Annotated in this window: 23 protein-coding genes; 10 read left to right on the plus strand and 13 right to left on the minus strand. The window is 58.1% G+C overall.

Annotated elements, in window-relative coordinates; genetic code table 11:
* The first annotated feature begins 89 nt into the window (after positions 1-89).
* The 5 genes from N7333_RS03565 to N7333_RS03585 are packed head-to-tail and all read left to right on the plus strand — an operon-like array spanning position 90 to position 4,612.
* Positions 90-1,922: a copper resistance system multicopper oxidase gene (locus N7333_RS03565; RefSeq protein ID WP_279858488.1), complete on the plus strand. Its 1,833-nt coding sequence runs from the start codon at positions 90-92 to the stop codon at positions 1,920-1,922.
* Between the two features lie 12 nt (positions 1,923-1,934).
* Entirely contained in the window at positions 1,935-2,246 is a 312-nt protein-coding gene (locus N7333_RS03570) for a hypothetical protein (protein ID WP_003246749.1), read from the plus strand.
* Positions 2,236-3,327, plus strand: coding sequence for a copper resistance protein B (locus N7333_RS03575; RefSeq protein ID WP_003246748.1), 1,092 nt, complete (start codon positions 2,236-2,238; stop codon positions 3,325-3,327). The genes N7333_RS03570 and N7333_RS03575 overlap by 11 nt, the downstream gene beginning before the upstream one ends.
* 9 nt (positions 3,328-3,336) lie before the next feature.
* Positions 3,337-4,179: a cytochrome c gene (locus N7333_RS03580; RefSeq protein ID WP_003139525.1), complete on the plus strand. Its 843-nt coding sequence runs from the start codon at positions 3,337-3,339 to the stop codon at positions 4,177-4,179.
* The gene (locus N7333_RS03585; RefSeq protein ID WP_003246746.1) at positions 4,169-4,612 is read left to right on the plus strand and encodes a DUF411 domain-containing protein; all 444 of its coding nucleotides are present in this window, start codon (positions 4,169-4,171) and stop codon (positions 4,610-4,612) included. Before N7333_RS03580 ends, N7333_RS03585 begins: the two co-directional genes overlap by 11 nt.
* Positions 4,613-4,790: 178 nt before the next feature.
* Here N7333_RS03585 and N7333_RS03590 read toward each other — a convergent pair whose 3' ends face one another.
* The 8 genes from N7333_RS03590 to N7333_RS03625 all read right to left on the minus strand — a co-directional run bounded on the left by N7333_RS03590 (position 4,791) and on the right by N7333_RS03625 (position 15,011).
* Positions 4,791-6,116, minus strand: a complete 1,326-nt coding sequence (locus N7333_RS03590) for an OprD family porin (RefSeq protein ID WP_279858489.1) — start codon at positions 6,114-6,116, stop codon at positions 4,791-4,793.
* A 157-nt stretch (positions 6,117-6,273) separates the two neighbouring features.
* Positions 6,274-6,606: a DUF2790 domain-containing protein gene (locus N7333_RS03595; RefSeq protein ID WP_074918664.1), complete on the minus strand. Its 333-nt coding sequence runs from the start codon at positions 6,604-6,606 to the stop codon at positions 6,274-6,276.
* Positions 6,607-6,751: 145 nt separating this feature from the next.
* The gene (locus tag N7333_RS03600) at positions 6,752-9,901 is read right to left on the minus strand and encodes an efflux RND transporter permease subunit (RefSeq protein WP_279858490.1); all 3,150 of its coding nucleotides are present in this window, start codon (positions 9,899-9,901) and stop codon (positions 6,752-6,754) included.
* Complete coding sequence (locus N7333_RS03605; protein WP_279858491.1) at positions 9,898-11,358, minus strand: efflux RND transporter periplasmic adaptor subunit; 1,461 nt, start codon at positions 11,356-11,358, stop codon at positions 9,898-9,900. Before N7333_RS03605 ends, N7333_RS03600 begins: the two co-directional genes overlap by 4 nt.
* A complete protein-coding gene (locus tag N7333_RS03610; RefSeq protein WP_279858492.1) occupies positions 11,355-12,617 on the minus strand; it encodes a TolC family protein in 1,263 nt (420 codons plus the stop codon). The genes N7333_RS03605 and N7333_RS03610 overlap by 4 nt, the downstream gene beginning before the upstream one ends.
* Before the next feature lie 837 nt (positions 12,618-13,454).
* On the minus strand, positions 13,455-13,682 hold the full coding sequence (locus N7333_RS03615; RefSeq protein ID WP_279858494.1) for a hypothetical protein: 228 nt from the start codon (positions 13,680-13,682) through the stop codon (positions 13,455-13,457).
* Between the two features lie 77 nt (positions 13,683-13,759).
* Entirely contained in the window at positions 13,760-14,200 is a 441-nt protein-coding gene (locus tag N7333_RS03620; protein ID WP_279858495.1) for a hypothetical protein, read from the minus strand.
* Between the two features lie 607 nt (positions 14,201-14,807).
* Positions 14,808-15,011, minus strand: a complete 204-nt coding sequence (locus N7333_RS03625; RefSeq protein ID WP_279858496.1) for a hypothetical protein — start codon at positions 15,009-15,011, stop codon at positions 14,808-14,810.
* A gap of 709 nt (positions 15,012-15,720) precedes the next feature.
* Between N7333_RS03625 and N7333_RS03630 the strand changes: the two genes are divergently transcribed.
* The gene (locus N7333_RS03630) at positions 15,721-16,518 is read left to right on the plus strand and encodes an inositol monophosphatase family protein (RefSeq protein ID WP_081672366.1); all 798 of its coding nucleotides are present in this window, start codon (positions 15,721-15,723) and stop codon (positions 16,516-16,518) included.
* Between the two features lie 151 nt (positions 16,519-16,669).
* Here N7333_RS03630 and N7333_RS03635 read toward each other — a convergent pair whose 3' ends face one another.
* From N7333_RS03635 to N7333_RS03645, 3 genes are all read right to left on the minus strand, one after another.
* A complete protein-coding gene (locus N7333_RS03635) occupies positions 16,670-17,251 on the minus strand; it encodes a hypothetical protein (protein ID WP_279858497.1) in 582 nt (193 codons plus the stop codon).
* A 1,197-nt stretch (positions 17,252-18,448) separates the two neighbouring features.
* Positions 18,449-18,709, minus strand: a complete 261-nt coding sequence (locus N7333_RS03640; RefSeq protein WP_129482731.1) for a DUF2790 domain-containing protein — start codon at positions 18,707-18,709, stop codon at positions 18,449-18,451.
* A 33-nt stretch (positions 18,710-18,742) separates the two neighbouring features.
* Entirely contained in the window at positions 18,743-19,573 is an 831-nt protein-coding gene (locus tag N7333_RS03645) for an oxidoreductase (RefSeq protein WP_129482732.1), read from the minus strand.
* Positions 19,574-19,700: 127 nt separating this feature from the next.
* Between N7333_RS03645 and N7333_RS03650 the strand changes: the two genes are divergently transcribed.
* Entirely contained in the window at positions 19,701-20,603 is a 903-nt protein-coding gene (locus tag N7333_RS03650) for a LysR family transcriptional regulator (protein ID WP_129482733.1), read from the plus strand.
* Positions 20,604-20,758: 155 nt separating this feature from the next.
* Positions 20,759-21,694: a LysR family transcriptional regulator gene (locus tag N7333_RS03655; RefSeq protein WP_012018599.1), complete on the plus strand. Its 936-nt coding sequence runs from the start codon at positions 20,759-20,761 to the stop codon at positions 21,692-21,694.
* A 26-nt stretch (positions 21,695-21,720) separates the two neighbouring features.
* Here the strand turns inward: N7333_RS03655 and N7333_RS03660 are convergent, their stop codons facing one another.
* Entirely contained in the window at positions 21,721-23,424 is a 1,704-nt protein-coding gene (locus N7333_RS03660; protein WP_129482734.1) for an ABC transporter ATP-binding protein, read from the minus strand.
* 323 nt (positions 23,425-23,747) lie between these two features.
* Here N7333_RS03660 and N7333_RS03665 point away from each other — a divergent pair, with 323 nt between their 5' ends.
* Entirely contained in the window at positions 23,748-24,269 is a 522-nt protein-coding gene (locus N7333_RS03665) for a DinB family protein (protein WP_012018597.1), read from the plus strand.
* On the opposite strand, the gene N7333_RS03670 is transcribed toward N7333_RS03665, so the two are convergent.
* Complete coding sequence (locus N7333_RS03670) at positions 24,266-25,168, minus strand: LysR family transcriptional regulator (protein WP_252576766.1); 903 nt, start codon at positions 25,166-25,168, stop codon at positions 24,266-24,268. The two genes, N7333_RS03665 and N7333_RS03670, sit on opposite strands and share 4 nt — an antisense overlap.
* 232 nt (positions 25,169-25,400) lie before the next feature.
* Here N7333_RS03670 and N7333_RS03675 point away from each other — a divergent pair, with 232 nt between their 5' ends.
* Complete coding sequence (locus tag N7333_RS03675; RefSeq protein ID WP_252576767.1) at positions 25,401-26,537, plus strand: XdhC/CoxI family protein; 1,137 nt, start codon at positions 25,401-25,403, stop codon at positions 26,535-26,537.
* Positions 26,538-26,576 lie beyond the last annotated feature (39 nt).

The raw sequence follows: 26,576 nt of genomic DNA on the forward strand, positions 1-26,576 counted from the left end.
GAAGATCAAATCTCCCAATACTGGAGCAGTCAATGAACCCGAGACCGGATGCACATCACCGGCTCATCTGACGGATTGGACATAACGGCATGCAAAGCAAAACCACAAGACGTACTTTCGTCAAAGGCCTCGCCGCCGCCGGTATTCTCGGCGGCATGGGCATGTGGCGCACGCCGGTCTGGGCGGTAACCAGCCCAGGTCAGCCGAACGTGCTGAGCGGTAACGATTTCGACCTGTTTATCGGAGAGACTCCGGTAAACATCACCGGCGCAGCGCGTACCGCCATGACGATCAATGGCTCGCTGCCAGGCCCAATCCTGCGCTGGCGGGAGGGCGAGACCGTGACGTTGCGCGTACGCAACCGCCTCAAGGAGGACACGTCCATTCACTGGCACGGCATTATCCTGCCGGCGAACATGGATGGCGTTCCGGGCCTGAGCTTCCATGGCATCGCCCCCGACGGCATGTATGAGTACAAGTTCAAGGTCAACCAGAACGGCACCTACTGGTATCACAGCCACTCGGGGCTCCAGGAGCAAGTCGGCGTATACGGCGCGCTGGTCATCGACGCCAAGGAACCCGAGCCCTTCAGTTACGACCGTGATTATGTCGTGCTGCTGAGCGACTGGACCGATGAAAATCCAGCGCGGGTACTGGCCAAGCTCAAAAAGCAGTCGGACTACTACAACTACCACAAGCGCACCGTTGGTGATTTCATCAATGACGTGAGCGAGATGGGGTGGTCCGCTGCGGTAGCCGATCGCAAGATGTGGGCCGAGATGAAGATGAGCCCGACGGATCTCGCTGACGTCAGTGGCTACACCTACACCTACCTGATGAATGGCCAGGCACCTGATGGCAACTGGACCGGCATATTCAAACCGGGCGAAAAGATCCGCCTGCGCTTCATCAACGCCTCGGCGATGACCTATTTCGATGTGCGCATCCCGGGCCTGAAGATGACTGTGGTTGCGGCCGATGGTCTGCACGTCAAACCGGTCAGCGTTGACGAGTTCCGTATCGCCGTGGCCGAGACCTACGACGTGATCATCGAACCAGACAGCGAACAGGCCTATACCGTGTTTGCCCAATCCATGGACCGCACTGGCTATGCGCGCGGCACCCTTGCGGTACAGGAAGGGTTGAGTGCACCGGTACCAAGCCCTGACCCGCGCCCACTGATTGCCATGGGTGACATGGGCATGGACCACGGCAGCATGGGCGGCATGGATCATGGGAGCATGGCCGGGATGGATCACGGCAGTATGTCGGGCATGGATCATGGGAGCATGCAGGGTGGCATGGCCGGCATGGATCACAGCCAGATGGCTGGAATGGATCATTCGGGCATGGCAGGCATGGCAGGCATGGCAGGCATGGCAGGCATGGCAGGTGCCATGCAGGCACACCCAGCCTCAGAGACCAACAACCCGCTGGTCGATATGCAAACCATGACACCAACGCATAAGTTGGACGACCCAGGTATTGGTTTGCGAGACAACGGCCGACGCGTCCTCACGTACTCTGACCTGCGCAGCACCTTCCCTGATCCGGACGGGCGTGAGCCAAGTCGCACCATCGAGCTGCACCTCACCGGGCATATGGAGAAATTCTCCTGGTCCTTCGATGGAATCAAGTTCTCTGACGCCGAGCCTCTGCGCCTCAAGTACGGCGAGCGTGTTCGCATCACGCTGGTCAACGACACCATGATGACTCACCCGATCCATCTTCATGGCATGTGGAGTGATCTGGAGGATGCGAACGGCAATTTCCTGGTGCGTAAACACACCATCGACATGCCGCCAGGTTCCAAGCGCAGCTATCGGGTGACCGCCGATGCGTTGGGGCGTTGGGCCTATCACTGCCACCTGTTGCTCCACATGGAAACGGGCATGTTCCGTGAAGTCCGTGTGGATGAGTAAAGGAGATTTCTGATGAGTACTTTTATGAAGCGTAATGCCCTGTTTGGCAGCGCAGCGATGTTCAGTCTTTTGGCTGTTCTGCACGCGCCGACGTCATTGGCAGGTGAGGGGCACAGCGAGCACGAACAACATGCTGCCGAGTCGGCTGCGCCCGACGCCAGTGACAAGCCTGCAGATCAATCGAAAGGCAAGGCCGCTGGCCATCAGATGGATCATGGCGCCATGGATCATGAGGGTATGAACCATGACGATATGGGGCACGAGAAGATGATGGATAAGCATGGCGGCACCGAAGCCGAAGCAGGTTCGAACCATGACCACTAGGTTTTCACGCCCGTCCCTCATAGCGCTGGCCGTGTCGCTGAGTGCACTCAGCGGCGGCGTTACCCAGGCTGCGGAAGAAATGGATCATTCGGCAATGGGGCACGGCTCCATGTCGATGGACCACAGCCAGATGGGCCACGGTTCCGCCAAAGCGCCGATGGAGGGCATGGATCACAGCAAGATGGACCATGGTGCCATGCAGGGTGCTTCGGGCAGCATGGATCATAGCCAGATGGGCCACGGCCAGAGCCAAGAGAAGGCCCAGGCTATGGATCACAGCAAGATGGGGCATGGCGCCATGCAAGGACAGATGGAGGGCATGGATCATTCAAAGATGAACCATGGCTCCGCTGAAGCCCCGAGAACCACCAGCCGTACGCCGATTCCCGTTCTGACGGATGCTGATCGCCAAGCGGCTTTCCCGCCATTACCTGGCCACAAGGTTCACGACAGCGCCATCAACAGTTTTTTCCTGCTCGATCAGCTCGAATACCAGGACGCAGATGAGGGCAGCACCCTGGCCTGGGATGCGTCGGGCTGGGTAGGCGGTGATATCAACCGGGTCTGGTTCCGCTCCGAAGGCGAGCGTACCAACGGCGTGACCGAGGATGCTGAATTACAGCTGCTGTACGGCCGCTCGATCGGCCCTTGGTGGGATGTCGTCGCGGGCGTTCGCCAGGACTTCAAACCGGAGTCGCCGCAGACTTGGGCCGCCTTCGGTATCCAGGGCATGGCGCTTTACGCCTTTGAGGCCGAAGCCACGGCCTTCGTCGGCGAGAATGGCCAAACTGCTGCCCGACTGGAGGGCGAGTACGACATTCTGCTGACCAACCGGCTGATTCTCCAGCCAACTGCCGAAATGAACTTCTACGGCAAGAACGATCCTGAGCGAGGTGTGGGGTCTGGGTTGGCAAATACCGAGCTCGGCTTGCGTCTGCGTTACGAGATTGTCAGGCAGTTTGCCCCCTATATCGGGGTTTCCTGGAGCCGCTCCTATGGCAACACGGCAGACATGGTGCGCGACGAGGGCGGTGATGTAGACGAGGCGCGTTTTGTCGCCGGTATCCGGATGTGGTTTTGAGAACCTGACATGAAAAGAACAATTAAAACTTTGGTGGCGGCCGGCGTGGTCGGTAGCACAGCTGTCCTGGCCGGCGCCTACTTTGGCGTGGTCAACGTGGGGGCCGACGATCCCCATTTTCCTGCAGTGCATGCGTTTCTCACGATGGCCCGTGACCGCTCTATCGAAGTCCGTTCGCGGGACATCGAGGTTCCCAACCTGGATGATCAAGCTCTTATTCGCGCCGGTGCGGGCAACTACAACTCCATGTGTATCGGCTGTCATTTGGCGCCAGGTGTGGCGGAGACCGAGCTAAGCCAATCGCTTTATCCTGCGCCCCCCAACCTCGCCAAGATCGGTGTCGATGGCAATCCGTCAGCAGCGTTCTGGGTGATCAAGCATGGCATCAAGGCAACGGGTATGCCTGCGTGGGGCAAGAGCATGGGAGACGAGTACATCTGGGGCATGGTTGCCTTCCTCAACCAACTGCCGACGATGGATGCCAAGCAATACCAAACACTCGTCGCATCCAGTGGCGGCCATCAGCACGGTGGTGGGGAAACGCAGATGCATAACCATGAAGGACAGCACGGCGACAACAAGCCTGGCCATCATGACAATAGTGGCGGTGGCGATGACCATCATGGATCAGGTGATGCTGGAGAGCCTGGTCATCACGATGCCGCGGCTACGGATAGCGAGGGTGGCTCCGCACCTAAGGCAGGTCACCATTCGGATATGAGTGGCGATGACCACCATGCTGGAGATGAGGCGTCGTCCAACGGAGGTGATCATCACGCCGAGCAGGCTCCGAACGCCTCGCCCAAGACCCACACCCACGCCGATGGCAAAGAGCACGTACATGAAAGCTAAATATCTGGCCTTACTGGCCGCTCTCTCCGTCACGTCTGCGGTTCAAGCAGCTGATGCCCTGACGATTGATGTCCATCGTGATGCCAATTGCGGATGTTGCAAGAAGTGGATTTCACACCTCGAAGCGAATGGCTTCAAAGTCGTCGACCATGTTGAAAGCAACATGACAGCAGTGAAGCAAAGACTGGGCGTCGCGCCACGGTTAGCGTCTTGCCACACCGCGGTGATTGACGGCAAGTTCGTCGAAGGTCATGTGCCGGCGGCTCAGGTCATCGAACTCACCAAGCGCGATGATCTGCTGGGCATCGCTGTTCCCGGGATGCCGGCGGGCTCCCCCGGCATGGAAGTCGATGGCGTACAGCATGCCTACCAGGTCATTGGCTTGACCAAGACGGGTTCTGATCAGGTCGTTGCAGAATATCCCGCCCAGTAATACTGCCTGCCAGCACGGCCGCTTGTGTGTAGTGGCCGACTCATTTTCATACGTCCTTTAACCTAAGTAAAAAAGGCGCCCTAGGGCGCCAAGGGCTGTCTCCAAACCAAAGGAGCACTACGAGGGGACAGCAGGACCAAGGAGCGAGCGGGGCAATCAACCCGCTCGCTTGCCAGGGTTAGAGAACTTCCAGCGGGTACTCGACAATCAGGCGGAACTCATCCAAATCCGACTCGAAGTCGGTGGCGCGAGTCGTGGCTTGTCGAATGCGAAAGGACATGTCCTTCAACGACCCAGACTGCACAACGTACTTGGCCTCGATGTCCCGCTCCCAGCGCTTCTGGTTGGTCAACGGATCGCCGTTGTCATCACGGCGCATATAGACTTCGTTGGCGTTGCTGTAGTCGACATCCCAGCCCTGGGCATATCGAGTCATGAAGCTCAATCCAGGCACACCGAAAGGCTCCATATCCAGGTCATAGCGCACTTGCCATGACTTCTCCTTCGGCGAGTTGAAGTCGCTGTACTGGATGGAGTTGTCGAGGTAGATGGAGTCCGATTGGCGCAAGTAGTCGAAGTCATCATCGCCATTGTTGCGCTGGAGACCCACCAGCACTGTATGAGCGCCGAATTGGATGCCGACCTTGCCGCTCCAGATGTTGTTATCGAAGCTCCCGAGGAGCTGCCTCCCTTCATCGACCGCCTTGTAGTAGTTCAGCCCGCCGATCAAGGCGACATCGTCCGCAAGCGGGTAGCTCAGCGTGGTGCCCGCGTAATATTGATTCCAGGCATCCTTGAGGCGGCTGGTGTAGAGACTAAAGCCGACGTTGTCATTAAGCGTGTAATCACCACCGAAATAGGCGATCCATGGCGAGTCCACTTCGCCCGCGTAGAAGGTAGCGAAGCCGTCGCGCATGCTGCTGGTATTGGGTTGGCTCATCGAGTGGAGGCGACCGCCCTGAAGCGACAGTCCTTCCACGCTGCTGTTGACCACGGTGACACCTCGGAAACTCTCCGGTAAAAGCCGTGCATCACCGTATTGGACGACCGGGCTGAGGGGAAAGACGTCGCCTACCTTGATCTCGGTATCCATGAACCGAGTTTTCACCGCGCCCCCCAGTTTGGAGTAGTTGTCCTCAGCCTGCCCGAGGCTGTTGTAAGGCATCACGTCGACTGAGCCGCCTGCTCCAGAACGGCCGTCGCCGGTGTCAAGCTTGAGCCCTAGCATGGCAAAGGCATCGACACCAAAGCCTATGGTGCCCTCGGTGAAACCAGACTCGAATCTGCCTATCACGCCATGCGCCCACTCTTCCGAATAGCCATTACCCGAGCTGCTGGACTGGCCTTTGCGGAAGTCACGGTTGAAGTAGAGATTTCGATTGAGGATGGTCAGGCTGCTGCCTTCGATAAATCCCTCGCCTTTCTCGTCGGCGGCCATTGCAGCTTGCCCGGTACTGACGCTCAGAGTGAGCAGAGAAAGTCCTAACAGGGTTCTGTTATTCATAAATGCTCCTGATGTTATTGGCAGTTGTCATTGTGTGGTCGCATATATGTGCCAAGCGCGCCGGGCATAGCCAGGCACGCCTTGGTCATATTTCCACATGCCAAATAACGTCAGGGTGACTTGGAAATTACATTTCAGTCAGCGCGATGTCATTTATCTAGTTTTGATTAAGGCAACCTGTCCCGGCTGCCCGGTATTCAAGAATATTAAGATCGCCATTGGAGTCCTCGTAGGTCATCTGGGCCGGCATCACACCGCAGCTAGAGTCCGTCGGGGTAGTGGCCACGACCCTGGCGATATCGAGTTTCATGCCGTAGCGGTAATGAATAACTTCAGGCGGATTCTTTCCGTTAGCGGCAGCATACTCTTGCATGGCCTGCTCATTGGCCTGAATCATCCGACCATAAACACGATCAGCGCCGCCTTCTGCCAGAGCGGCAGAGGAAACAACCATAACGGCAAGGGCTGCAATAACTTTGAGGCTTTTCATATTTAATCACTCCTTCAAGGTGGTGATTAAAATATATCCGCTCAACCTGTCATAAAAATGAAGTCAAAGTTACATCGCCGTAATGCTTCCTGCCGCGTTACCCGGGCGAGTCAGCTTGGCGCGTGGCTTGCCCGGGTTTGTAAAGCTATATCTCCTGTGGTGCGCGAACCTTCTGTGTACGCTGCCTTCGCATCAGCCAGTAGGCGGCCGGCAAAACCAGCATGGACATCAGCGGCGCGGTAATCATGCCGCCGACCATGGGCGCGGCGATGCGCTTCATCACTTCGGAACCGGCACCGCCGCCCCAGAGGATCGGCAGCAGGCCGGCGATGATCACGGCCACCGTCATCACCTTAGGCCTCACGCGCAGCACCGCGCCCTCACGAATGGCCTCAAGCAGGGCCGGATCACCGCTGCGTCCAGAGTCCAGCCGAGCATGCCAGGCGTTCTTCAGATACAACAGCATGATCACCCCGAACTCGGCCGAGACGCCGGCCAGGGCAATGAAACCGACCCCAGTGGCCACCGACAGGTTGAAGCCGAACCAATAGAGCAGCCAGATGCCCCCCGACAGGGCGAAGGGCAGGGTGGCCATGATCAGAAGGGCCTCGCTGAAGCGGCTGAAGGTCAGGTAGAGCAGCACGAAGATAATCAACAAGGTCGCCGGCACCACCCAGGACAGCCGCGCATTGGCGCGCTCCAGGTACTCGAACTGACCGGAGTAAGAAACGGTCATGCCAGCGTCGAGTTGTACCCGCTCAGCTACGCGTTGCTGTAGCTCACGTACGGTCGATGCCAGGTCGCGCCCACGGACATCAACATAGACCCAGCCGGACAGGCGCCCGTTCTCGCTGCGTAGCATCGGCGGCCCTTCGGTCAGGCTAACCTGGGCGACGGTGCCCAAGGTGATCTGCTGGCCGGCAGGGGTGAGGATCGGCATACGCCTTAGCGCCTGGGGACTGTCCCGCCACTCCTTGGGATAGCGCAGGTTAATCGGAAAGCGGGCCAGTCCTTCGACCGTCTCGCCGATATTGCTGCCGCCAATGGCACCCGATACCACCGCCTGTACGTCTGCAATGCTCAGGCCGTAGCGTGCCGCGGCCAGGCGATCGATCTGGATATCCACATAGCGTCCGCCGGTGAGGCGCTCTGCCAGCGCGGAGCTCACCCCAGGCACGCCTTTGGCCACCGCCTCGATATCGCGAGTAATGCGCTCGATATCGACCAGGGAGGTTCCGGAGACCTTCACGCCGATGGGGCTCTTGATCCCCGTGGCCAGCATGTCGATGCGGTTGCGAATTGGCGGCACCCAGATGTTGGACAGCCCCGGGACTTTCACCGCCCGATCCAGCTCCTCAATCAGCTTCTCCGGCGTCATCCCCGCGCGCCATTGCTCGTGCGGCTTGAACTGCACGGTGGTTTCGAACATTTCCAGCGGTGCCGGATCGGTAGCTGTCTCCGCTCGCCCGGCTTTGCCAAATACCCGGGCCACCTCTGGCACCGTGAGGATCATGCGGTTGGTTTGCTGCAGCAACTGGGTTGCCTTGCTCGCGGGCAAGCCGGGCAAGGCCGAAGGCATGTACAACAGATCGCCTTCGTCCATGGGTGGCAGGAACTCTCCCCCGAGTCTGCTGAGGGGCCACAGACTGGACACAAAGACCAGCACGGCCAGCGCCAAGGTCACCTTGGGCCAGGCCAGCACCCACTCCAGCACCGGCCGGTATGCGCCGATCAGCCAGCGGTTCAAGGGGTTTTGCTGTTCGCTGGGGATATGCCCACGAATCCAGTAGCCCATCAGCACCGGTACGAGGGTGACCGAGAGGCCGGCGGCGGCGGCCATGGCATAGGTCTTGGTAAAGGCCAGTGGGCCGAATAGGCGTCCTTCCTGGGCCTCCAGGGTAAAGACCGGGAGGAACGATAGGGTGATGATCAGCAGGCTGAAAAAGAGTGCCGGTCCGACTTCGGCCGCGGCTTCGCCGATCACTCGCCAGTGCGCCTCACCCTGAAGCGGCTCATTTGGGTGTCGCGCCTTCCAGGCCTCGATGTGCTTGTGCGCGTTCTCGATCATCACCACAGCGGCATCGACCATGGCGCCGATGGCGATGGCGATCCCGCCCAGCGACATGATGTTGGCATTGACGCCTTGGTAGCGCATGACGATGAATGCCATCAGGATGCCCAGGGGCAGGGTGATGATCGCGACCAGCGACGAGCGCAGGTGCCAGAGGAATATCAGGCAGACCAAGGCCACCACTACGAACTCCTCCAGCAGCTTGTAGCTGAGGTTATCGATGGCGCGGTCGATCAGTTGCGAACGGTCATAGGTAGTGACCACCTCGACGCCGGCGGGCAGGCTGGCTTTCAGGCTGTCCAACTTGGTCTTCACGGCAGCGATGGTGTCCCGGGCATTCTTGCCGGAGCGCAGGATGACCACGCCACCGACCACTTCACCCTGGCCGTCCAATTCGGCAATGCCGCGACGCATCTCTGGCCCCAGTTGAATGGTGGCCACCTGGCCTAGCAGCACCGGAATTCCGCTTGCCGAAGCCCGCAGCGGCACATTGCGAAAATCATCCAGGCTCTCCAAATAGCCCGAGGCCCGCACCATGTACTCGCGCTCCGCCAGCTCCAAGATGGCGCCGCCGGTTTCCTGGTTAGCGCTCTTCAGCGCCGCTTCGACCTCCTGCTGAGTTACCCCGTAAGCCACCAACTTCTGCGGATCGAGCAGCACTTGGTACTGCTTGACCATGCCGCCGAGGGTGGCCACCTCGGCCACGTTGGGCAGGCTCTTGAGCTCGTACTTGAGAAACCAGTCCTGCAGCGCACGCAGCTGGGACAGGTCATGCTGGCCGCTGCGGTCGACCAACGCGTACTGGTAGATCCAGCCCACGCCGGTGGCATCCGGGCCCAGAGTGGTGGTGACGCCCTCAGGCAGGCGTTCCTGGGCCTGGTTGAGGTACTCCAGCACGCGCGAACGTGCCCAGTAGAGATCGGTGTCGTCTTCGAACAGCACGTAGACGAAGGAGTCGCCGAAGAACGAGTAGCCGCGCACCGTCTTCGCCCCCGGAACCGAGAGCATGGTGGTGGCCAGCGGATAGGTCACCTGGTTCTCGACTATCTGCGGCGCCTGGCCGGGAAAGCTGGTTCTGATGATGACCTGGGTGTCTGAGAGATCCGGCAAAGCGTCCACTGGCGTGTTGCGCAACGACCAGATCCCTAAAGCGGTGATGAACAGGGTCGCCAGCAGCACCAGGAAGCGGTTGCCTATCGACCAGTGAATCAGGCGCGCGATCATGGCAGCTCTCCTTGCTTGTCGAGCCGCTCTACTTCCAAGCCAGAGTCCGTCTGACGAGCACCGATGCGTACGTGATCCCCAGGCTTGAGTCCCGCAGCTACTTCAGGGCTGGCCAGCGGAAATGCCATGGTCATGCCGGGCATGTTCAGGCTCTCGAATGGACCGTGCTCCAGGGTGACCTCCTCAGCGTCCAGGGCACGAATCACGCCATGGGCCTCATGTAGTTCCTTCTTATTGTCCTGCTCGGCATGGCTGGCCATGACACCCTGTAGGCTGGCCTCCGAATCGATGAGGAACTGGCCGGAGGTAACGACCGCCTGACCCTCCTCAAGACCGGACAACACCTCCAGACGCCCATCAGCCTCGCGGCCCAAGGTTATTTCCAGGGGGCGGTAGCGCCCATCGCCTTCTACCAGCATCACCAACGCACGCTTCCCGGTGCGAATCACGGCTTCACTCGGCACAAGAAGCGTGGATTGTTCGACGGCACTGTTCAGGCGTACGGCGGCGAACATGCCGGGGCGCAACTTACCGGCAGGGTTGGGTAGCTCGCTGCGTACCGTGAGCGTGCGTGTTTGCGGATCGGCACTCGGCAGCAAGGCTATGACGCGGCCCAGCAGCGGTCGATCAGGAAAGGCCGTCAGGTTGGCGCGGATCTCGTCCCCGACCTGGATACTTCCGGCCATGGCCTCGGGTATCGCCGCATCGAGCCAGACACTGGATAGCCCGTTAATCAACGCCAGATCCTGCCCGGCTTCGACGGTCATCCCGGCGCGTACCTGCAAGGCTTGGAGCTCGCCGCTGATAGGTGTGGTGAGGGTTTGCACCGCCCGTGGTTTGCCGCTGCGGCGGACCTGCTCGATCAACGTTTGAGGCATGCCAAGCAGGCGCAGGCGCTCTTGGGCCGCACTTATCAAGCGAGTGTCAGCGGTACGCAGTACCGCCAGGAACTCCAACTGCGCGGCGGACCATTCGGGAATCAGCAGGTCGACCAGGGGGGCTCCGGCAGGCAGCACATCGCCCGGGGCGCGACCGTAAACCCGCTCGACGAATCCGCCGGCGCGGGCCTGGAGGTTCGCCACTTCTCGCTGGTTATAGGCCAGGGAACCCACCGCCTCGATATCCGAGGGCAGTACACCTCGGATCACCATCGAGGTTCGCATTCCGAGGTTCTGCACGGCTTGAGCGGGGATGCTCAGGACAGACGGATCCTGCTCGGATCCTGCGTATTTAGGGACAAGTTCCATATCCATGAAAGGTGACTTGCCCGGTTTATCGAAGCGCTGCTCAGGCTGCATAGGGTCGTACCAATAGAGCACCTTGCGCTCTTCCGTCGGTGCGGAGCTAGGTAGTAGCTCGTGTTTGGCTTGCCACTGGGCCAGCCAGTAGCCACCGCCCGCCGCGCCAATGCCCACGGTCAGCACGGCGACCGCAAAACCAAATGTCGATATCTTCATTTCAGGCCCTCCACATAGGCGTAGTACAGGCTTGCGGAGAGCTGGCTCAACTTGCGCTGCTGTTCAATCTGCCGCAGCTGCGCCTCAATCAGGTCGCGCTGGGCAGTAATAACGGATGTGAGCTGGCTGTTACCGGCTTGGTAGGCGGCCAGTTCGAGATCGGCCCGTTTGCTTGCAAGCGGGATCAAGGTTTTTTCGGTGCGTGACAAGGTCCTGCGCAGTTGCTCAAGCTCGGCAATACCGCCTTCCAGCTCAGCCTGATGGGCGCGCAGTAATGCTTCCTGCTCGGCTTCCATCTGCGACACGCTTTGTTGTCTGGCGTTGATCTTGGGCCCCTGACGTGTGCCTACGAACAACGGCAGGTCGAACGTGAATTGCACCATCACCATATCGCCGAACTGGTTGTCGCGATTGTTGTAGGCAAACTCAACACCCCAGTCGGGGGTCTTCTCGGCGATGGCCTCGTTCAGCTCGGCGCTAGCCTCGCCGACTCGGGCGGAGGCAGCGCGCAACTCAGGGTGTGAGGCAATGCGTTGCTGCAGGTGCGGTGCCACCAGGTTCAGATTGGGAACACCTCCTTGCAAAGGCTGGTCAGCCTCGTTGCCTATCCAGCGGCGCAGCTTGGCACGAGCTACTGCCACATCGCGATTCAGTTCATCTCGCCGATCTTGTAACGCCAAAGCTTCCTGGTCGGCCTGCAACAGCTCGCCAGGCTGAGCACTACCGCCGGCAATTAGCGATTGCACGGTCGAGCGGAGCATCTCGATCTGACGGTCCAGTTGATCGAAGAGGCCAACACTGCGTTCGGCGTAGTACACGTCCAGCCAGCTCACTGCCGTCTGGCGCTTGATTTCCAACTGCATGGCACGCTGCTCGGCCTCGGCCCGCGTCATGGAGGCTTCGGCCAGTTGGCGACGGGCCAGACGCTTGTCGCCGTTTGGTACCTCCTGCATGAGTCCAATGCGGCGCATGGTCATGGAGTCACGATTAAGTGTGTAACGGTCAGGGCCTTCGATCGGCAGGTTGTCGATGCCTATAATCAGCTTGGGATCGGGCAAGGCGTCTGCGGGCCCTACAGCCTGCTGTGCCGATGCCACCTGCGCCTGGCGCGCGAGGTTCTCAGGGGCACTCTGTTCGGCCAGAGTTTGGGCTCGTTCGAAGGTTAGGGGCTGCGCCTGCGCGGCAAGCCAGGGAGCTGCCCAGAATGCGGCAGCCAACACACCGAGAAAGCCACGGCGTGGAAAAAGGAAAGCGGACATGCTTTCGCCTCCAATGCGATTGATCGAAGTCGCGACTACGAAACGTGACCGCGACGATGCGCCTGACTGTAAGGCGCGGGATGATCACTGCATTAGACGAAACGAGGAGGGCGCCAGAGTCCTGCGGGCTCTCGCTTAATCACCGACTGGGTCAGCAATATCTCGGGGCGTGAGGGGAGAGGGGATATGCTCTTGATCACGGTGGTCTGGAGAAGTCCTCCGGTCTTGCATTCCTGGCCGGGTTTGCAAGGGGACTTCTTGGCCACCCCATCAGACTTGTCCATTTGCTCGCAGCACGGAGCATCGGCCATTGCATGGCCCTGATGATCGGCGCTCTGCATCGGGCAAGGTTGTGCCGGCATGCTGAAAGCCACACCGCCGAAGGTCGGCAGCACGAGGCTAGCAATCATTAGCAGGATCAATCCAATCCGACGCACAGCAATTCACCAGGCGGGGCAATAGGCCGACGATAGCAGATTGCCCCCGAGCCATGAATGCTCCTTTTGACGATAACAGCACTTCGTTGATTTGGATCAAATAGAGTGTCTAGTCTCACAGGGCGAGCTGATTTTGTAGCGGGTGAGATTTCAATCGAGCAAGCGATAGAGTTCAGGCCAAAGAGGATTCTATAATCACTCTATAATGCCTGGTCAGGGCTTAGAGCGATACTTGATGTTCTGCCTCGCAGGACGTGGCAAAAAGGGCTGAGCCCCCTTGGTTCAGAGCCGCCCAAGTTATGGGCCTCCTTTTGGCCGAAAGCAGCGCTAGTAACTGGCCAACTCTGACCGATGGCGATCACTGTGAAGTGTTGCTCTAAATGGCTCACCGCTACACAAATTAATGACTCGCCTGAAGGACCTCCTTGGCTACTATCTCTATATAGTCGTAGTAGGAGTCCGGCACACAAAATTTGAATCTTTCTCGCGCCACCAGTGGCAGAGTACCGTTATTGTTTATGCAAATTTGCACAAGCGCAGTCAAAACACTTCCTCTAATATCAAGTTTTTCGTCAACTTTCTTGTATATTGCTTTGTACTGCATAAAATACTGTTCGTCGTTATTCATATGAGCCCTACTTAATCACCCCAGCCTGAAAGTCTGCTACGGCCCAGTAGTTGACATTATCTGACCTGATCTCGAAATTATTCCCCGGGGATCTTTACCACCAGCGGCCAGCGATCATGGAGCCATTCGTAATCTGCAGGAGGTTCGGTGGTTATCACATAGACGCGTCTCTCCTCGCCCTCCCCAATTACAAGACATTCAAGCGCGCTGGATTCTGGGACATCGAACCAATGCGATACTCGATTCTTTTCGCCGGGCCGCCCCTCCTTCTCCATGAACCGCTGAACCATCGCGTAGCCATGTCGCGGACTGTATTTCTCCCAGCCGCCGGCTTGGACTGTACTGAGCCTTGCCCAGCCGCCCTGTGGACCTTTTCCCGACTCGTCCTTCCTACGCCCCCAGCTAATCCAATCGAGCTGCCCGCTGCCCTCTAGTAAAACCGGCATAGCGGCCTTGGGATTCGGAAAATAGATCTTCCATATTTTGTCTGCCTCGCGAGCTTCTACGCCGCCACACATGCTGATCTCCTCACAACAAGCTCGATCTATTGCACTAGACTCACTTCGCCAGGATGGCATTCCCTTCGAATGGAGCTCGAACATGCGCTACGTCAGATACATCGCGATTGCCCTCGTCTCTTCCTTGCTCACTGCCTATGCAGTCTTGAGGTTTGGGTCACCAGCAACTGTGGAGTCGCCTCCACAGGTTGTACGTCCTCCTTTGAGAGTAGAGCACCATGCGGGGCATCTGCTGGTCTGGGGAGGGTGGGAAACCAAAGAAGGTTACGAGGCCCCAGGTATCAATGCCGTCGAGATACGCTGTGATCGTTCTAGCGCTCGCTGCAACGAAGCATATGCCTCTATTCTTCATCACACCGAGGGCGAAGATCTGGAGGCCCAAGTGTTTGACTACGTCGTTGAAGCCAGTAGTCGCAGCTTTGGCCGGGGTGTATCCTAAGGCTACTTGCTCCGAGACTTTGTTGGCATCCGCCTCCCCTTGGAGACACATGAAAAAGCCCGCTTTATGGCGGGCTTTTTGTTTGGCGCTTAGTGGCCGTAATCCCCCGCTTGCGACAGGCAGATATTGGCCGGAAGAATTTATCTAGCCCTACGCACTCCAGACTACTCACTCCATGCCGTGCTGCTCCGGCCGAAAGATTTGCAGCATTCTGGTGGCGCTGATATCCAGCTCTGCCCGTGTTGACTGCGAATGAATCAGGCGGATGGTAATGCCAGCCTGCATCGCGTCCCACATCTCATCAGCCGTAGTGCCCGGGGTAATGTCGAGCTGAATGGTTTCGCCGACTTTTCGGGTGACAGTAAGACCCATTTGTACGCCTCCTTGCGTGAGAGATGCTCAAAGACTAGCTGCCAGTCCGTAACTCACCAGCCCGCGAATGCGAGCAAGGTCACACGGCTTACCAAAATGGAATTTGCTTAGAGCTCAGCTATCAGGGACGGAATCAGCACTCATCATCGACCATTCCCGGCAAGAAGCAGCCGCTTGAATGTGTCTACGAAACTAGGAGCGATTCAAACCACTATGTCCTAATTTTCCTTTATCTCGGCATGACCCCTAATTGCGCTTCTGGATTCATGTTCGTCCGTGAGGCGCGAGGGTTTCTCATAGTACGGAGCTTCGCGCTCCGTACTGGTGACTGGCTGTAGGCTTACCCCTCAAAACCGCAAGGGCATCTTCGGAATGCAAACCGGGCATGGCCGAAGCGCAACCCGTACACAGGAAGAGTATTTAGCTCCAAGCACAGAGAAGATGGTTCACTACGTCTAACCAGATCTGAGTTGCGTCAGCTGTGGACGACTGAGGCGTTCCGTGATTTTTGCCGGTCGCACATCATGTGGTACGCGGAGCAACATCCCCATCATGTCTTCGGTGTTCGATATCCGTTTCGCTTTCCCCGCTGGTAAGCGCTTACCAGCAGGTATCCGACAGTTGGTAAAGGGGGCAGGGGAGCAGTCCCATAGCAAACCCCACAGATGTGCAACACTGAGTGCAGGGTCTTTAGCGCAGGTGCCCGACCATGAACCAGGAATTGCTAAAGCTCGTCACTGAGAAGGTGCTGTTGGCAGGGAAGCTCCTTGCAGCCGAGTGGGATCTTCCAGGCGGGCCGCGTGGCTACGGCGACAAGGCAGAAGTAGACGCCGAAATCGAAGTGGTACTGCGCAGGGGGCTCCTTGACCTTCTGCCATGCGATTTCTGGGGAGAAGAAACAGGCTCCAGCCTGGCTGGCCACGAGTATTGTTGGGTTGTAGACCCCAACGATGGAACCAGCGATTTTCTACAAGGGCATAAAGGATCTGCAGTTTCAGTAGGGCTTCTGCGCAATGCGACGCCCGTTCTCGGTGTGGTCTACGCACCGGTCACTCCAGATCTGGGGCCCGATTGCATCTCATGGGCGGAAGGCTGCGGAAGCGTTATCCGCAATAACCACAAAGTGAGCGCTCAGCTTGCGCATCGAGCTCTGGACGCGGGCTGCCAGGTCCTGGTGAGCACTGCGGCAATTAACAAGCCAGAACTCAACGCCGAGCTGTGCGCGCCCGCAGCTTTTGTTCCTTCCCCCAGCATTGCGTATCGCTTGGCTCGCGTAGCCGCCGGCGACGCTATTGCGGGAATTTCTCTCGTGCCGGTCTCGGCTCATGACGTCGTTGGTGGCCATGCTCTGCTAATCGGGGCTGGCGGTGTGTTGCTTAACGAAGATGGCGTAACAGTGACTTACGACTCAGAGGCCCGGATGAAAATAGTGTCGCTACGTTGCTTTGGTGGCGCCCCCAGTGTGTGTAGCGCGTTAGCCCACAGAGAGTGGGGAAAGCTCTTTTGAGGGCTCGGACGAACGATCTTTACTGATGAATATGCATATATTTTTGCACTTTTCACCATGACAGCTTAAGGCCTCTAGAATAAGGGTTCCAGTGCCGGCAGATGTGCTGTTCTGCAGATTTATTTGCAGATTTAGGCGGGCAGCAGGTCCCTTAGCTGTCACTTTCTTCATTAGGCACCGTGGCGGTGTAGCGGATTACATCACGGATGCGAAGAGCGGCTTGTAACTCCAAAACATTGAGGTTCGGTGAGGCAAGCCTGGCAGAGGTGTTACGGATCCACTGGAGCGATGCCGATCGTAACTGATCAACCTCCATTTCACTCCACCCGTCCTGCCGCATTCGAACAAGGGCTAAATCAAACACCGGCTGGAGGAGTCCGCGGATGTGGTGGTCGGACAATCCTGGTCGCCCTCCCAGGGTACATAGCAGAGGTACGGCCTCGTCGTCGGAGGGCAGGGGAGGTAGGTTTAAAATGCGCCGGTAACGTGCAAGGTAAACATCCAGGTACTCCTGCGGCGCACGAACTCTGTCTATCAACCGGCCGCCTTTACGCAAATAGAGCCACCAGAGACCAGCAGCGTCCCTGCGAAAATCCTTCATCGCCGGAGCGTCGCGCCCTGTACCTGATAAATCGGATACGTTCAGGTACATGGCGTAAACGGTGGCGAGGATGAATAACGTCCGCTCATGTCGGACGTCTTCTGAAGCCATACCAGCTGCTGTATCAATCACGTATAGCCATTGATCCTTGCTCAGCGAACGCGCTCCATCGTTCCGCAGGATACGGCCTCCACGAGTAGGAAGGCGTCTAGATGCGAATGGGTTGACGTTGGTTAGATCCTCACCAACGGCATAGACAAAGAGGCATTTGCACACAGATATGCACTTATTAAGGCTTGCCTGAGATAGGCCCACTGGTGGACCGGATAGCGGAGGAGGTGCGGATCCTGAGGAGGCAGATCGATCGCGTTTTGGACTGTGCCAATTGAACGGCCGCCAGTCTCCATTGACCATGTAGCTGTCTGACTCATGCGCCATCCTACTGCCAATGCGAGTGAACCTACCCCTTACGACCGGCCCAACCCAGCTGTTCGGCGGTTTAAGGCAGAATGCTATGAAGCTCTTGCTATCCGAGTGGTTTAACTCGAGGAGCGGCTTCTGGGCCTCCAGGAGCGACCAAAGAAGTAAGCACTCTGCATGATTTCGGTAGCTGTTGAATGTTGTCTCGTTGTCGCTGCAGGTTTTTAGGAAAGCACGTACTGCAACGTATCCCTCCTTGGCGCGAAACGCCGCTGGAAACCCTTCCAGAAATGCGCGCACCTCAGGTAGCTCATATCGCAGCTCTGGGGATTGAAACTCGAGCTTTTTGAAGCGAGTAAGCACCTCAAAAAGAGGTTGTGGCGCGATCTTCATGACGTTGATCCCGGCTCTAAGCCCTAAGAGCCATCGGCGTGCGTACCCGAGCGCGACGTGCGTTGTACTCATTCAGGCTAGTACCGGGTGCTTAGGGGATCAACTGATCGAGAGATGCGTGACCGAATCGAATGGACGCTCCGGTGAACTGAAGATTAGAAACGGCGAAACACGTGAACCAAAGATTCGAAATGGAACGGCAATCCATGAACTGAAGATTAGAAATCGGATTTTTTCGTGAACCAAAGATTGGAAACGGGAGGGCACAGAGTGAACCGAAGGTTAGAAACGGAGAGCTCAATCCCGTTTCGAATCTGTAGTTACCAGAAATTCGAATCTTTAGTTCAGATCACTAAAACGTGGGGGCTGCACAGGCCCTCATGGATATACGTAATTTAACATAATATACATTATGCGAATATGCGTTACGCAGATCGCCGAGGTAGAGGCTCCGCTTTCGACGTAAAAAAGAAACCGGGACGAGCCCGGTTTCTCTCTGGTCTTCCAACTTGGCAGTCAGCCTCCGCTGCAACCGGTCCCCATCACCTGATAACGGATAGTGTGCTGCACGCCTTGCGAGTCTTCATAGGTCATCTCCACCGGCACCGCACGGCAGACGTTTGGAATTTCCCCATGCGATACCACGCGAGCCACATCCAGATGCATGCCGTAGTAGTAATCGCTCGCTGCGTCTGGCGCCGGTGTGCTGGCTTTGGCGGCTGCCATCGCCTGAGTGGTCATCAGGGCGCCGAGTGCAAAGAACATGATGCTTTTCATGAGACTTTCCTCAACAGGATTTGGGCGGTCACTTCAGGCCTGGAAATCGGTCGACATGGCCAGGTCTCGCCACTCGTTCAGTTCGCTGACGACAAACTCGTTCTTTGCTTCGATACGAGCCACGGTATCGCTGCCAAGCGGCAGGCGCTGAGGCGGCTTGGGCGCGTTGACCAAAGCGAGCATGGCTTCGGCAAATTTCACCGGATCGCCTAGTTGGGTGTGGTTGTAGTCCTTCGCGAAGCGCCGCATTGCGCCAACCGTGTCGTCATAGTCGGCCAGTTCCAGTGCGGTCTTGATCAGCGATTGCTCGTCGAGAAAGTCGGTACGGAAAAAGCCCGGCTCGACCACGGTCGCGTGAATGCCCAGCGGCGCGACCTCCTGATGCAGCGCCTCAGTGATGCCTTCTATGGCGAACTTCGTCGAGCCGTATACGCCCCACCCTACGTACGCCTGATAACCACCAATGGAGGAAATGTTGATGATGTGGCCGGAACGTTGGCGACGCATGTGCGGCAGTACCGCTCTGATCACATTCAACACGCCGAACACGTTGGTGGCGAACAGGCGCTCGGTTTCGCTGGCGCTCGTCTCCTCGACTGCGCCAAGCACGCCGAAACCGGCGTTGTTGATCACGACATCGATACGCCCGAAGCGCTTGATGCCCTCAGCCACGGCCTGCTGGGTTTCGCTTTCGCTGGTCACGTCCAGACGCACCGCCAGCAGCTTGGGATGGTTGCCAAGGCGCGACACGACTTCTTCAGGTTTGCGGGCCGTAGCAATTACCGCGTCACCAGCACGCAGAGCGTGTTCTGCAATCAGAGAGCCAAGACCGCGGGAAGCACCAGTAATGAACCAAGTACGCATATCAACTCCTCCTGTCTTTGGCCTGCACCATTGCGGGCCTTCTTGATGAGTTGACGCCACTTTAAAATCCCGTTATTGCTGTGATAATCCCAATAAAATTGAATGGCCTTGTGAATTTCGCTCATATATGAAGCCAGTATCCGCGGCAGATCTGTCGATCTTTCTCAGCATCGCTCAGCACCTCAGTCTTAGCCGGGCTGCGATTGACCTCGGGCTCTCGCCATCGGCATTGAGTCACGCACTACGAACACTGGAAACCCGCCTGGGGGTACGCCTGTTCAACCGCACGACTCGGAGTGTGGCGCTGACCGAGGCCGGTGAACGCCTCTACTCAAGGGTCAGGCCAGCCTTTCGCGATATCGACGATGCCTTGGAGGATCTCAACAATTTTCGTGACAAGCCTTCCGGCAACTTGCGCATTACGGCTGGCCGGCCAGCGGCTCAGCTGGTGTTGCTGCCAATGGTCAGCAAGTTTCTTCAGGCCTACCCAGACGTACGTGTGGACATCGTTACCGACGATGCGCTGGTGGATGTGGTCTCAGCAGGCTTCGATGCAGGAGTGCGGTTTGGCGAGCGGCTAGAGGCGGACATGGTATCCCTGGCTATTGGCCCATACATGCGCTCGGTGGTCGTGGGCTCGCCAGAATTTCTACGGCAACACCCTACTCCACAGAAACCCCAGGACCTGCACGGCATACCTTGCATCCGCCATCGATTTCCCAGCGGTTCGTTTTATCGCTGGGAGTTCTCTCAGGCCGGCGTAGAGCTGGAAATCGATGTGGAGGGACCTCTGATTCTGAGCGACGTAGGTCTCATGGTTGACCCGGCGCTTCAGGGCGTTGGCCTGGCCTACGTTTTCGAGGGCATGGTCAGCGAACATCTCGCTTCGGGGCGCTTGATCCAGGTATTGGAGTCTTGGTGCCCTTTCTATCCCGGATTGCACCTTTACTATCCGAGCCGACGACAGGTTCCGGCGGCGCTCAAGGCCTTCATCGAATTCGCCCGAGACACTCGTCGACATGGCTCATGAGCCCATTCGGCGCTGGCAATTTCCACTGACCCGTTCTAATAATATGTTAGTTGTAATTCCAGCTGAGCTAGCCGCATGCCCTATTAAGCTCATCTGCATAATCGGCACGCTGGCAATAAAGTACATTCGGCTCCCGAACGATGCCGGAGCGGCTTATGCGTCAAGACCACCTAGATGGTTTGCTCACCTTTATTGCCGTTGCTGAGGAAAAAGGTTTTTCTGCAGCGGCAGTGAGACTCGGAGTATCGCCTTCGGCGGTAAGCCAGAGCATTCGCAACCTCGAACAGCGTCTTGGGCTAGTGCTTTTCAACCGCACTACCCGCAGCGTTTGCCTGACCGAAATCGGCGAGCGTTATTTGGAGCGCGTGCAGCCAGCGCTCGAGCTGCTCAAATCGGCCTCCCAGGAACTGGGCCGTGAAGCCGATCACCCATCAGGCCTGCTGCGGATCAACGTGCCGCGAGCAGCCTATCTGATCATTCTGCAACCCGTGTTACGGCGCTTCATGGCGGCTTACCCAGAGATCAACCTGGAAATTCGGGTGGAGAATCTTCTGGTTGATATCGTGAGCCAGGGCTTCGACGCAGGCATCCGCTTCGGCGACGCAGTCGAAAAAGACATGGTTGCCATCGCTGTCGGCCCTACGCTTCAGGCGCAGGTCATTGCCTCGCCTACTTATCTGGTGCAGCACGGCGTACCGACGCATCCCCAGCAGTTGACGATGCATAACTGCATCGGCTACCGCCACACCACGAGCGGCCAGATCGAGCGCTGGAATTTTTCTCGCGGTGATGAAAAGTACGATCTGACACCGAGAGGCAGATTGATACTCAACGACTCGGAAATTCTCGTGCGTGCCGCTTTGGAGGGGCTGGGAGTTGCCTACATGATCAACGGTTACATCGAGGCGCTGGTGGCACAGGGGCGACTCGTGCGTCTGCTGGCCGATTGGAGCCCTACCCTCCCTGCCCTTCACCTCTATTACCCCGACCGTCGCCGCGTTCCCGCAAAACTACGTGCGCTGATCGACTTTCTGCGCCACGAGCGTGACGCCACGCATCAGCAGCAGATCGAAGCACCGCTACTGCTCTGAACCTCATTCATGCCGCACGGCAGGCTTCAGAACAGCACGCTGGTCGAGTTTTCGCTCACCCTGCCCTTATTCATCCACACGACTCGATCTGCCGCCAATATGGCCGCAGGCCGATGGGCAATTACGATACGGGTCTGCTGCGGACGTAAGGCAGCGATGCTCGCCAGCACCTCGGCTTCGGTCTGTGGATCGAGTGCAGAGGTCGCTTCGTCCATTATCAGTACGGGGGCATCTACCAGGAGCGCGCGCGCCAATGCCAAACGTTGGCGCTGACCGCCGGAGAGACGCGCGCCGTAAGCACCGACCTGCGTCTCATAGCCATGCGGTAACTGCAGGATAAAGTCGTGCGCACAGGCGGCTTTGGCCGCAGCGATCACCTCCGCCTTGCTGGCCGTCGGGCGCGAATAGGCAATGTTCTCCCAGATCGAGCGATTCAGAAGCGTGGGCTCCTGGGTTACGACTGAAACTTGCTGTCGCAGCGTAGCCAGCGGCAGCTGCGCAATATCGTGACCATCCAGCAGAATGCGCCCAGCTGAAGGCTCGTAAAAGCGCTGCAGCAAACGCGCAATGGTGGACTTTCCAGACCCGCTGGCGCCGGCAATGGCGACTGTTTCGCCTGGCTTGATCTGTAAATCCAGGCGATTCAACACGGATACCCGTCCCTGGGGGTAGGCAAAGCTCACCCCATCGAACACCACTTCTCCTCGCCAGGAAAGATCGACAAGAACTGGCTCGCGCGTTTCCTCTCGCGGCAAAGCCGTCAGCAACAGGGCATCTGCTGCATCCTCCAGGCCCTTCTGCGCAACTCGCAGGTTTTCCCCGAAGCCCCGCAGGTAGCCAGCCATCAGAAGAAAAGACGTTACGGCAAAAGCGACATCGCCTGGCCCCGTCTCGCCCCTCGCCCATGTGTAGAGCGCTACGCCGCTCAAACCCGTCAACAACAGAAGCAGTAGGAGATTTTGCACCAGCCCCAGATCGACGAAACGCCGCCAGGCAGTGGCTGACGACCTACCCCAGAGTCTGGCAATTTCTTCCATGTGATTGCTTTCACGTCGTTCTGCCGTAAATCCCTTGATCGTTACCGAAGCGGCCAGAACGTCAGCGACGATTCCGCTGAGATGACTGTCCGTAGCATTGGCCTGCAAGCTGGCCGGCCGAATCCAATGCATACCCACCAGCAGATTGCTCGCTATGAAGGCCAGTGCAACCAGCAGTGCCAAGACACCGGCAATAGGCTCTCGCCAGCCGATCATGACGATCAGGCCAAGCAACACCACCAGTGCGGGCCCGAGATGGATGGTAGTCGCGTCAGTGACGGCGTCATACCCGTCCATCGCGCGACGTATGCGTCTTACCGTCTCGCCGGTGGCTTGGGTCGCATGCCAATCGGCTGGCGCCGACAGAACATGATCGAATCCCTGCAGCAGAACTGTTTGCATGTTTCGAGCGGCCAGCGGAATCCATAGACGGTGGGCGAGATTCCGGCTGATCGCAAACCCCGCAAAGGCCACCAGAAGCACTACCCAGCTCTGCCAGACAAGCGCCTGGTCAGCACTCTCGGCCACACCTTCAATCAACCGCGCGGATGCCCAGGGTAGCAAGAGGTCGAAACCCGTGGCGGCCAGCGTCAATGTCAGACCGAGAAAGAAGTATCCACTACGACGCATCCAGAGGCTGGCTACGAAACCAAGCACCCTGCGATAGGCTATGGGTCTGACGTAAGCGTCCATAACGTTCCTCCGAAGACTGTTCAATCGCAGCGGCGCGACTTGGGCGAAGATGGTCGACTGCAGACGCTGATTGAACAATACGCCTGGAAGCTCAGAGGCTTTTAAGTGCTACTTACGAATAGAGCGATTGATCAGTTGGGCTTCAGTACGCCGGGGAATTTCGAGGTGCAGAACCGACAGTTCGCTTGTCGCTCAGGCCTGACGTGAGTCTGTGATGTACCTACACTCCATCTGCTCGCGATCGATCTGATTGAGAGCCTCGGCCATACCCGTGTGGCTTGCGCGAAACCAAAGATACCGCTCGACTTTTGGGAGGGCTCATCATGGCCAATACCGCCATGGGCAGCATGCTCATCGAATACAAGCGTTGGGCAGACAAGCTTTTTCTGAACAGTGTCGCTGAACTCCCCGCCGAGGAACTCACTCGCGAACATGCAGGCCCTATCAAGACCATCATTGCAGTGCTGAACCATATGTACGTGGTGGATCGAATCTGGCAAGCCCACCTGGAAGGCCGTGAGCATGGTTTCACGTCACGTCAGGCGATGCCCTATCCAGACCTCTCCGAATTGCGTCAAGCTCAACTGGAGGTCGATAACTGGCTCATTGAGTGGTATGCCAGGCAGAGCGAAGCGACATTGGCCCGTAGCATCGATTTTGCCTTCGTCTCCGGCAATCGCGGCAACATGACTGCCGAAGCCATGGTTTTGCATCTCGTCAATCATGCGACCTATCACAGAGGCTGGCTCGTGCAGATGTACTTCGAGATACCGGCCATGCCCCCGATGACAGACCTTTGTGTGTATCTGACCGAAGCGCAGCCCGGATCGTTGACTAACTGCTAACCGCTCATGTGCTCAACTATCTTGCTCCTGAGCCAACGCTCGGCGGGGTCATTGTCGGTTACCCCACCCCAGACCATGGACAGATCCGACGTCACTATCGGAAACGGAGGGTCGTCGGCGCGTAGGTGGGTTCCTTCGATCAAGGCCGCAGCGGCGTAATCGGGCACCGATGCCAGCAATTCCGTCCCGGCCAGAATAGAGCGCAGCCCGCTGAATTGCGGTACCGCCAGTACGACCCGGCGCGAGCGCCCCAACTTGGCCAGGTCGTTATCGATATTGCCAGTCAGATCGCCCGAAAAGGACACCAGTGCATGCGGCCGTGCGCAGTAATCGTCCAGCGTCAGCGGCCCAGGACGACTATCGCCTCTTAGCACCTTGACCTTCAACTCACGCAGTTTCCGGCGTTTCGCGTTGGCAGGCAGTTCAGCGGTGTAGCTGACTCCAACGGAAATTTCTCCCGAGGCCAGCATGGGCGACATGAGAAGGAAGTTGACGCGCCGAACGACGATCACGACTTCTGGCGCTTCTTCCCGCAATTGATTAAGCAGCGCAGGGAACAGTCCGAACTCTGCATCGTCGGACAGGCCGATGCGGAACGTGTCCCGGTTAGTGGCCGGATTGAATTCGCGGGCCCTGCTGACCGCGCAGGAGATGGTATCCATTGCCGGCTGCAGCTCTTTGAGAATTGCCAGTGCGCGTGCCGTTGGCTCGAAGCCGCGCCCGTTGCGTACTAACAGCGGGTCGTCGAAGAGATCACGTAATCGCGCCAGAGCGGCGCTGACCGCGGGTTGGCCCAGGAACAGCTTTTCTGCTGCGCGGGTGAGATTCTTCTCGAACATCAGCGTTTCGAAGATCACCAGCAGGTTCAGATCGACACGGCGTAAATCGTTGCGATTCATGGGCGGACCTCGTGGAGTGCAACCTGACAAGCATTAAAGCACCACCTTTCTGCACGCTCTTCAATTTGCCTGTGTGGGTTGCTGCAGTTCAAGCCAGAGGGCAGGCCGGCGCTCCCACATTGTTAAGGCTCTCTTAAAGCGTCATGCAGTTGCGATGGCTAATGGTGCGACATGTGCTGGGCAATACTCGACGCAATGACCGAATAAGCGGCGAGGCGTCATGACAGACATAATGCAGTTGTTGCTGGCGACGGATGAGTTGGAGGCGAATAAGCAGGACGCTGTGCTGGCGACCGTGGTGAAGGTGGAAGGCTCTGCATATCGCCGCCCTGGCGCGCGCATGCTAATCCCGGTTGCCGGTGGTGCTGTCGGCACGGTGAGCGGCGGCTGTCTGGAGCGTGATCTCATCAGCAAAGCCTGGTGGCTTACCGATTCAGGCAAACCCACAGTCCGCACTTACAGTACCGGTGCCGAAGGTGACGAAGCCGACGAGGAAGAGGATCTGACCTTCGGCCTGGGCTGCAACGGCACTGTCCATATTCTGTTGGAGCGAGTTCAACACAACGCAGTACCTTTGCCGCTCTGTCTGTTGCGGCAAGTCCACAGACTGGGCGCTCCGGCGGCTCTTGCCACAGTGATCGCGAGCAGCGATGAGAGCGTTCGCCTGGCCGACCGAGTCGCGATCGATCCAACCGGTGTTGTGCACCTAAGCATCCGCCAGGACTCCCTCGCGAAAGCGCTGGAGGTCGACTTGCGGGCCGTCATGCTGCATCAACGCTCGGCCCGCCAGCGTTATAGCCTGGAGGGTGGCGAGGTGGAGGTGCTGTTCGAGTACCTGATGCCGCCTCCTAGATTGGTAGTTTTCGGTGCGGGTCACGATGCGCAGCCGCTGGTAAGTCTGGCTTCCCAGCACGGCTGGCAGGTTACGGTGATTGACGCCCGCAGGCATTTTGCTCGCAAGGAGCGCTTTCCCGGCGCCGTTCAGGTGGTGCATCTGGAGCTGGAGCAACAAGCGGACCTGGGCGCGATACTCAATGCAGCTGCAGTAGTGATCATGTCGCATAGCTACCGCCAGGACAGGCACTGGTTGGAGCACGCACTGCGCATGCGGCCACGTTACATCGGCCAGTTGGGCCCACGTAGCCGCACCGAGCGGCTACTCGCCGATATCGGCCCCTCAAGTCGGCATTATCCGGGCTATGAGCGCCTGCATTACCCCATGGGCCTGGATTTAGGCGGCGACACGCCCGAGAGCGTGGCGCTATCGGTGTTGTCGGAACTGACCGCGTATACGAACGGACGCCAGGGGGGCATGCTCAGGATGCGTGAAGCACCTATTCACGATTGCGTGCCCACCCTGCGCGGCTGACCATGCTCCCTGTCGATCCGCTATCGGCCATCTGAACTC

Origin of the sequence: Pseudomonas sp. GD04158 (assembly GCF_029834875.1) — a bacterium.
In the GTDB taxonomy this organism is placed as follows: domain Bacteria; phylum Pseudomonadota; class Gammaproteobacteria; order Pseudomonadales; family Pseudomonadaceae; genus Aquipseudomonas; species Aquipseudomonas hydrolytica.

Bases quoted from the DNA above. Each gene is read 5' to 3' on its own strand.
- N7333_RS03565 (WP_279858488.1), top strand. From the start codon at position 90: ATGCAAAGCAAAACCACAAGACGTACTTTCGTCAAAGGCCTCGCCGCC.
- N7333_RS03570 (WP_003246749.1), top strand. From the start codon at position 1,935: ATGAGTACTTTTATGAAGCGTAATGCCCTGTTTGGCAGCGCAGCGATG.
- N7333_RS03575 (WP_003246748.1), top strand. From the start codon at position 2,236: ATGACCACTAGGTTTTCACGCCCGTCCCTCATAGCGCTGGCCGTGTCG.
- N7333_RS03580 (WP_003139525.1), top strand. From the start codon at position 3,337: ATGAAAAGAACAATTAAAACTTTGGTGGCGGCCGGCGTGGTCGGTAGC.
- N7333_RS03585 (WP_003246746.1), top strand. From the start codon at position 4,169: ATGAAAGCTAAATATCTGGCCTTACTGGCCGCTCTCTCCGTCACGTCT.
- N7333_RS03590 (WP_279858489.1), bottom strand. From the start codon at position 6,116: ATGAATAACAGAACCCTGTTAGGACTTTCTCTGCTCACTCTGAGCGTC.
- N7333_RS03595 (WP_074918664.1), bottom strand. From the start codon at position 6,606: ATGAAAAGCCTCAAAGTTATTGCAGCCCTTGCCGTTATGGTTGTTTCC.
- N7333_RS03600 (WP_279858490.1), bottom strand. From the start codon at position 9,901: ATGATCGCGCGCCTGATTCACTGGTCGATAGGCAACCGCTTCCTGGTG.
- N7333_RS03605 (WP_279858491.1), bottom strand. From the start codon at position 11,358: ATGAAGATATCGACATTTGGTTTTGCGGTCGCCGTGCTGACCGTGGGC.
- N7333_RS03610 (WP_279858492.1), bottom strand. From the start codon at position 12,617: ATGTCCGCTTTCCTTTTTCCACGCCGTGGCTTTCTCGGTGTGTTGGCT.
- N7333_RS03615 (WP_279858494.1), bottom strand. From the start codon at position 13,682: ATGAATAACGACGAACAGTATTTTATGCAGTACAAAGCAATATACAAG.
- N7333_RS03620 (WP_279858495.1), bottom strand. From the start codon at position 14,200: ATGTGTGGCGGCGTAGAAGCTCGCGAGGCAGACAAAATATGGAAGATC.
- N7333_RS03625 (WP_279858496.1), bottom strand. From the start codon at position 15,011: ATGGGTCTTACTGTCACCCGAAAAGTCGGCGAAACCATTCAGCTCGAC.
- N7333_RS03630 (WP_081672366.1), top strand. From the start codon at position 15,721: ATGAACCAGGAATTGCTAAAGCTCGTCACTGAGAAGGTGCTGTTGGCA.
- N7333_RS03640 (WP_129482731.1), bottom strand. From the start codon at position 18,709: ATGAAAAGCATCATGTTCTTTGCACTCGGCGCCCTGATGACCACTCAG.
- N7333_RS03645 (WP_129482732.1), bottom strand. From the start codon at position 19,573: ATGCGTACTTGGTTCATTACTGGTGCTTCCCGCGGTCTTGGCTCTCTG.
- N7333_RS03650 (WP_129482733.1), top strand. From the start codon at position 19,701: ATGAAGCCAGTATCCGCGGCAGATCTGTCGATCTTTCTCAGCATCGCT.
- N7333_RS03655 (WP_012018599.1), top strand. From the start codon at position 20,759: ATGCGTCAAGACCACCTAGATGGTTTGCTCACCTTTATTGCCGTTGCT.
- N7333_RS03660 (WP_129482734.1), bottom strand. From the start codon at position 23,424: ATGGACGCTTACGTCAGACCCATAGCCTATCGCAGGGTGCTTGGTTTC.
- N7333_RS03665 (WP_012018597.1), top strand. From the start codon at position 23,748: ATGGCCAATACCGCCATGGGCAGCATGCTCATCGAATACAAGCGTTGG.
- N7333_RS03670 (WP_252576766.1), bottom strand. From the start codon at position 25,168: ATGAATCGCAACGATTTACGCCGTGTCGATCTGAACCTGCTGGTGATC.
- N7333_RS03675 (WP_252576767.1), top strand. From the start codon at position 25,401: ATGCAGTTGTTGCTGGCGACGGATGAGTTGGAGGCGAATAAGCAGGAC.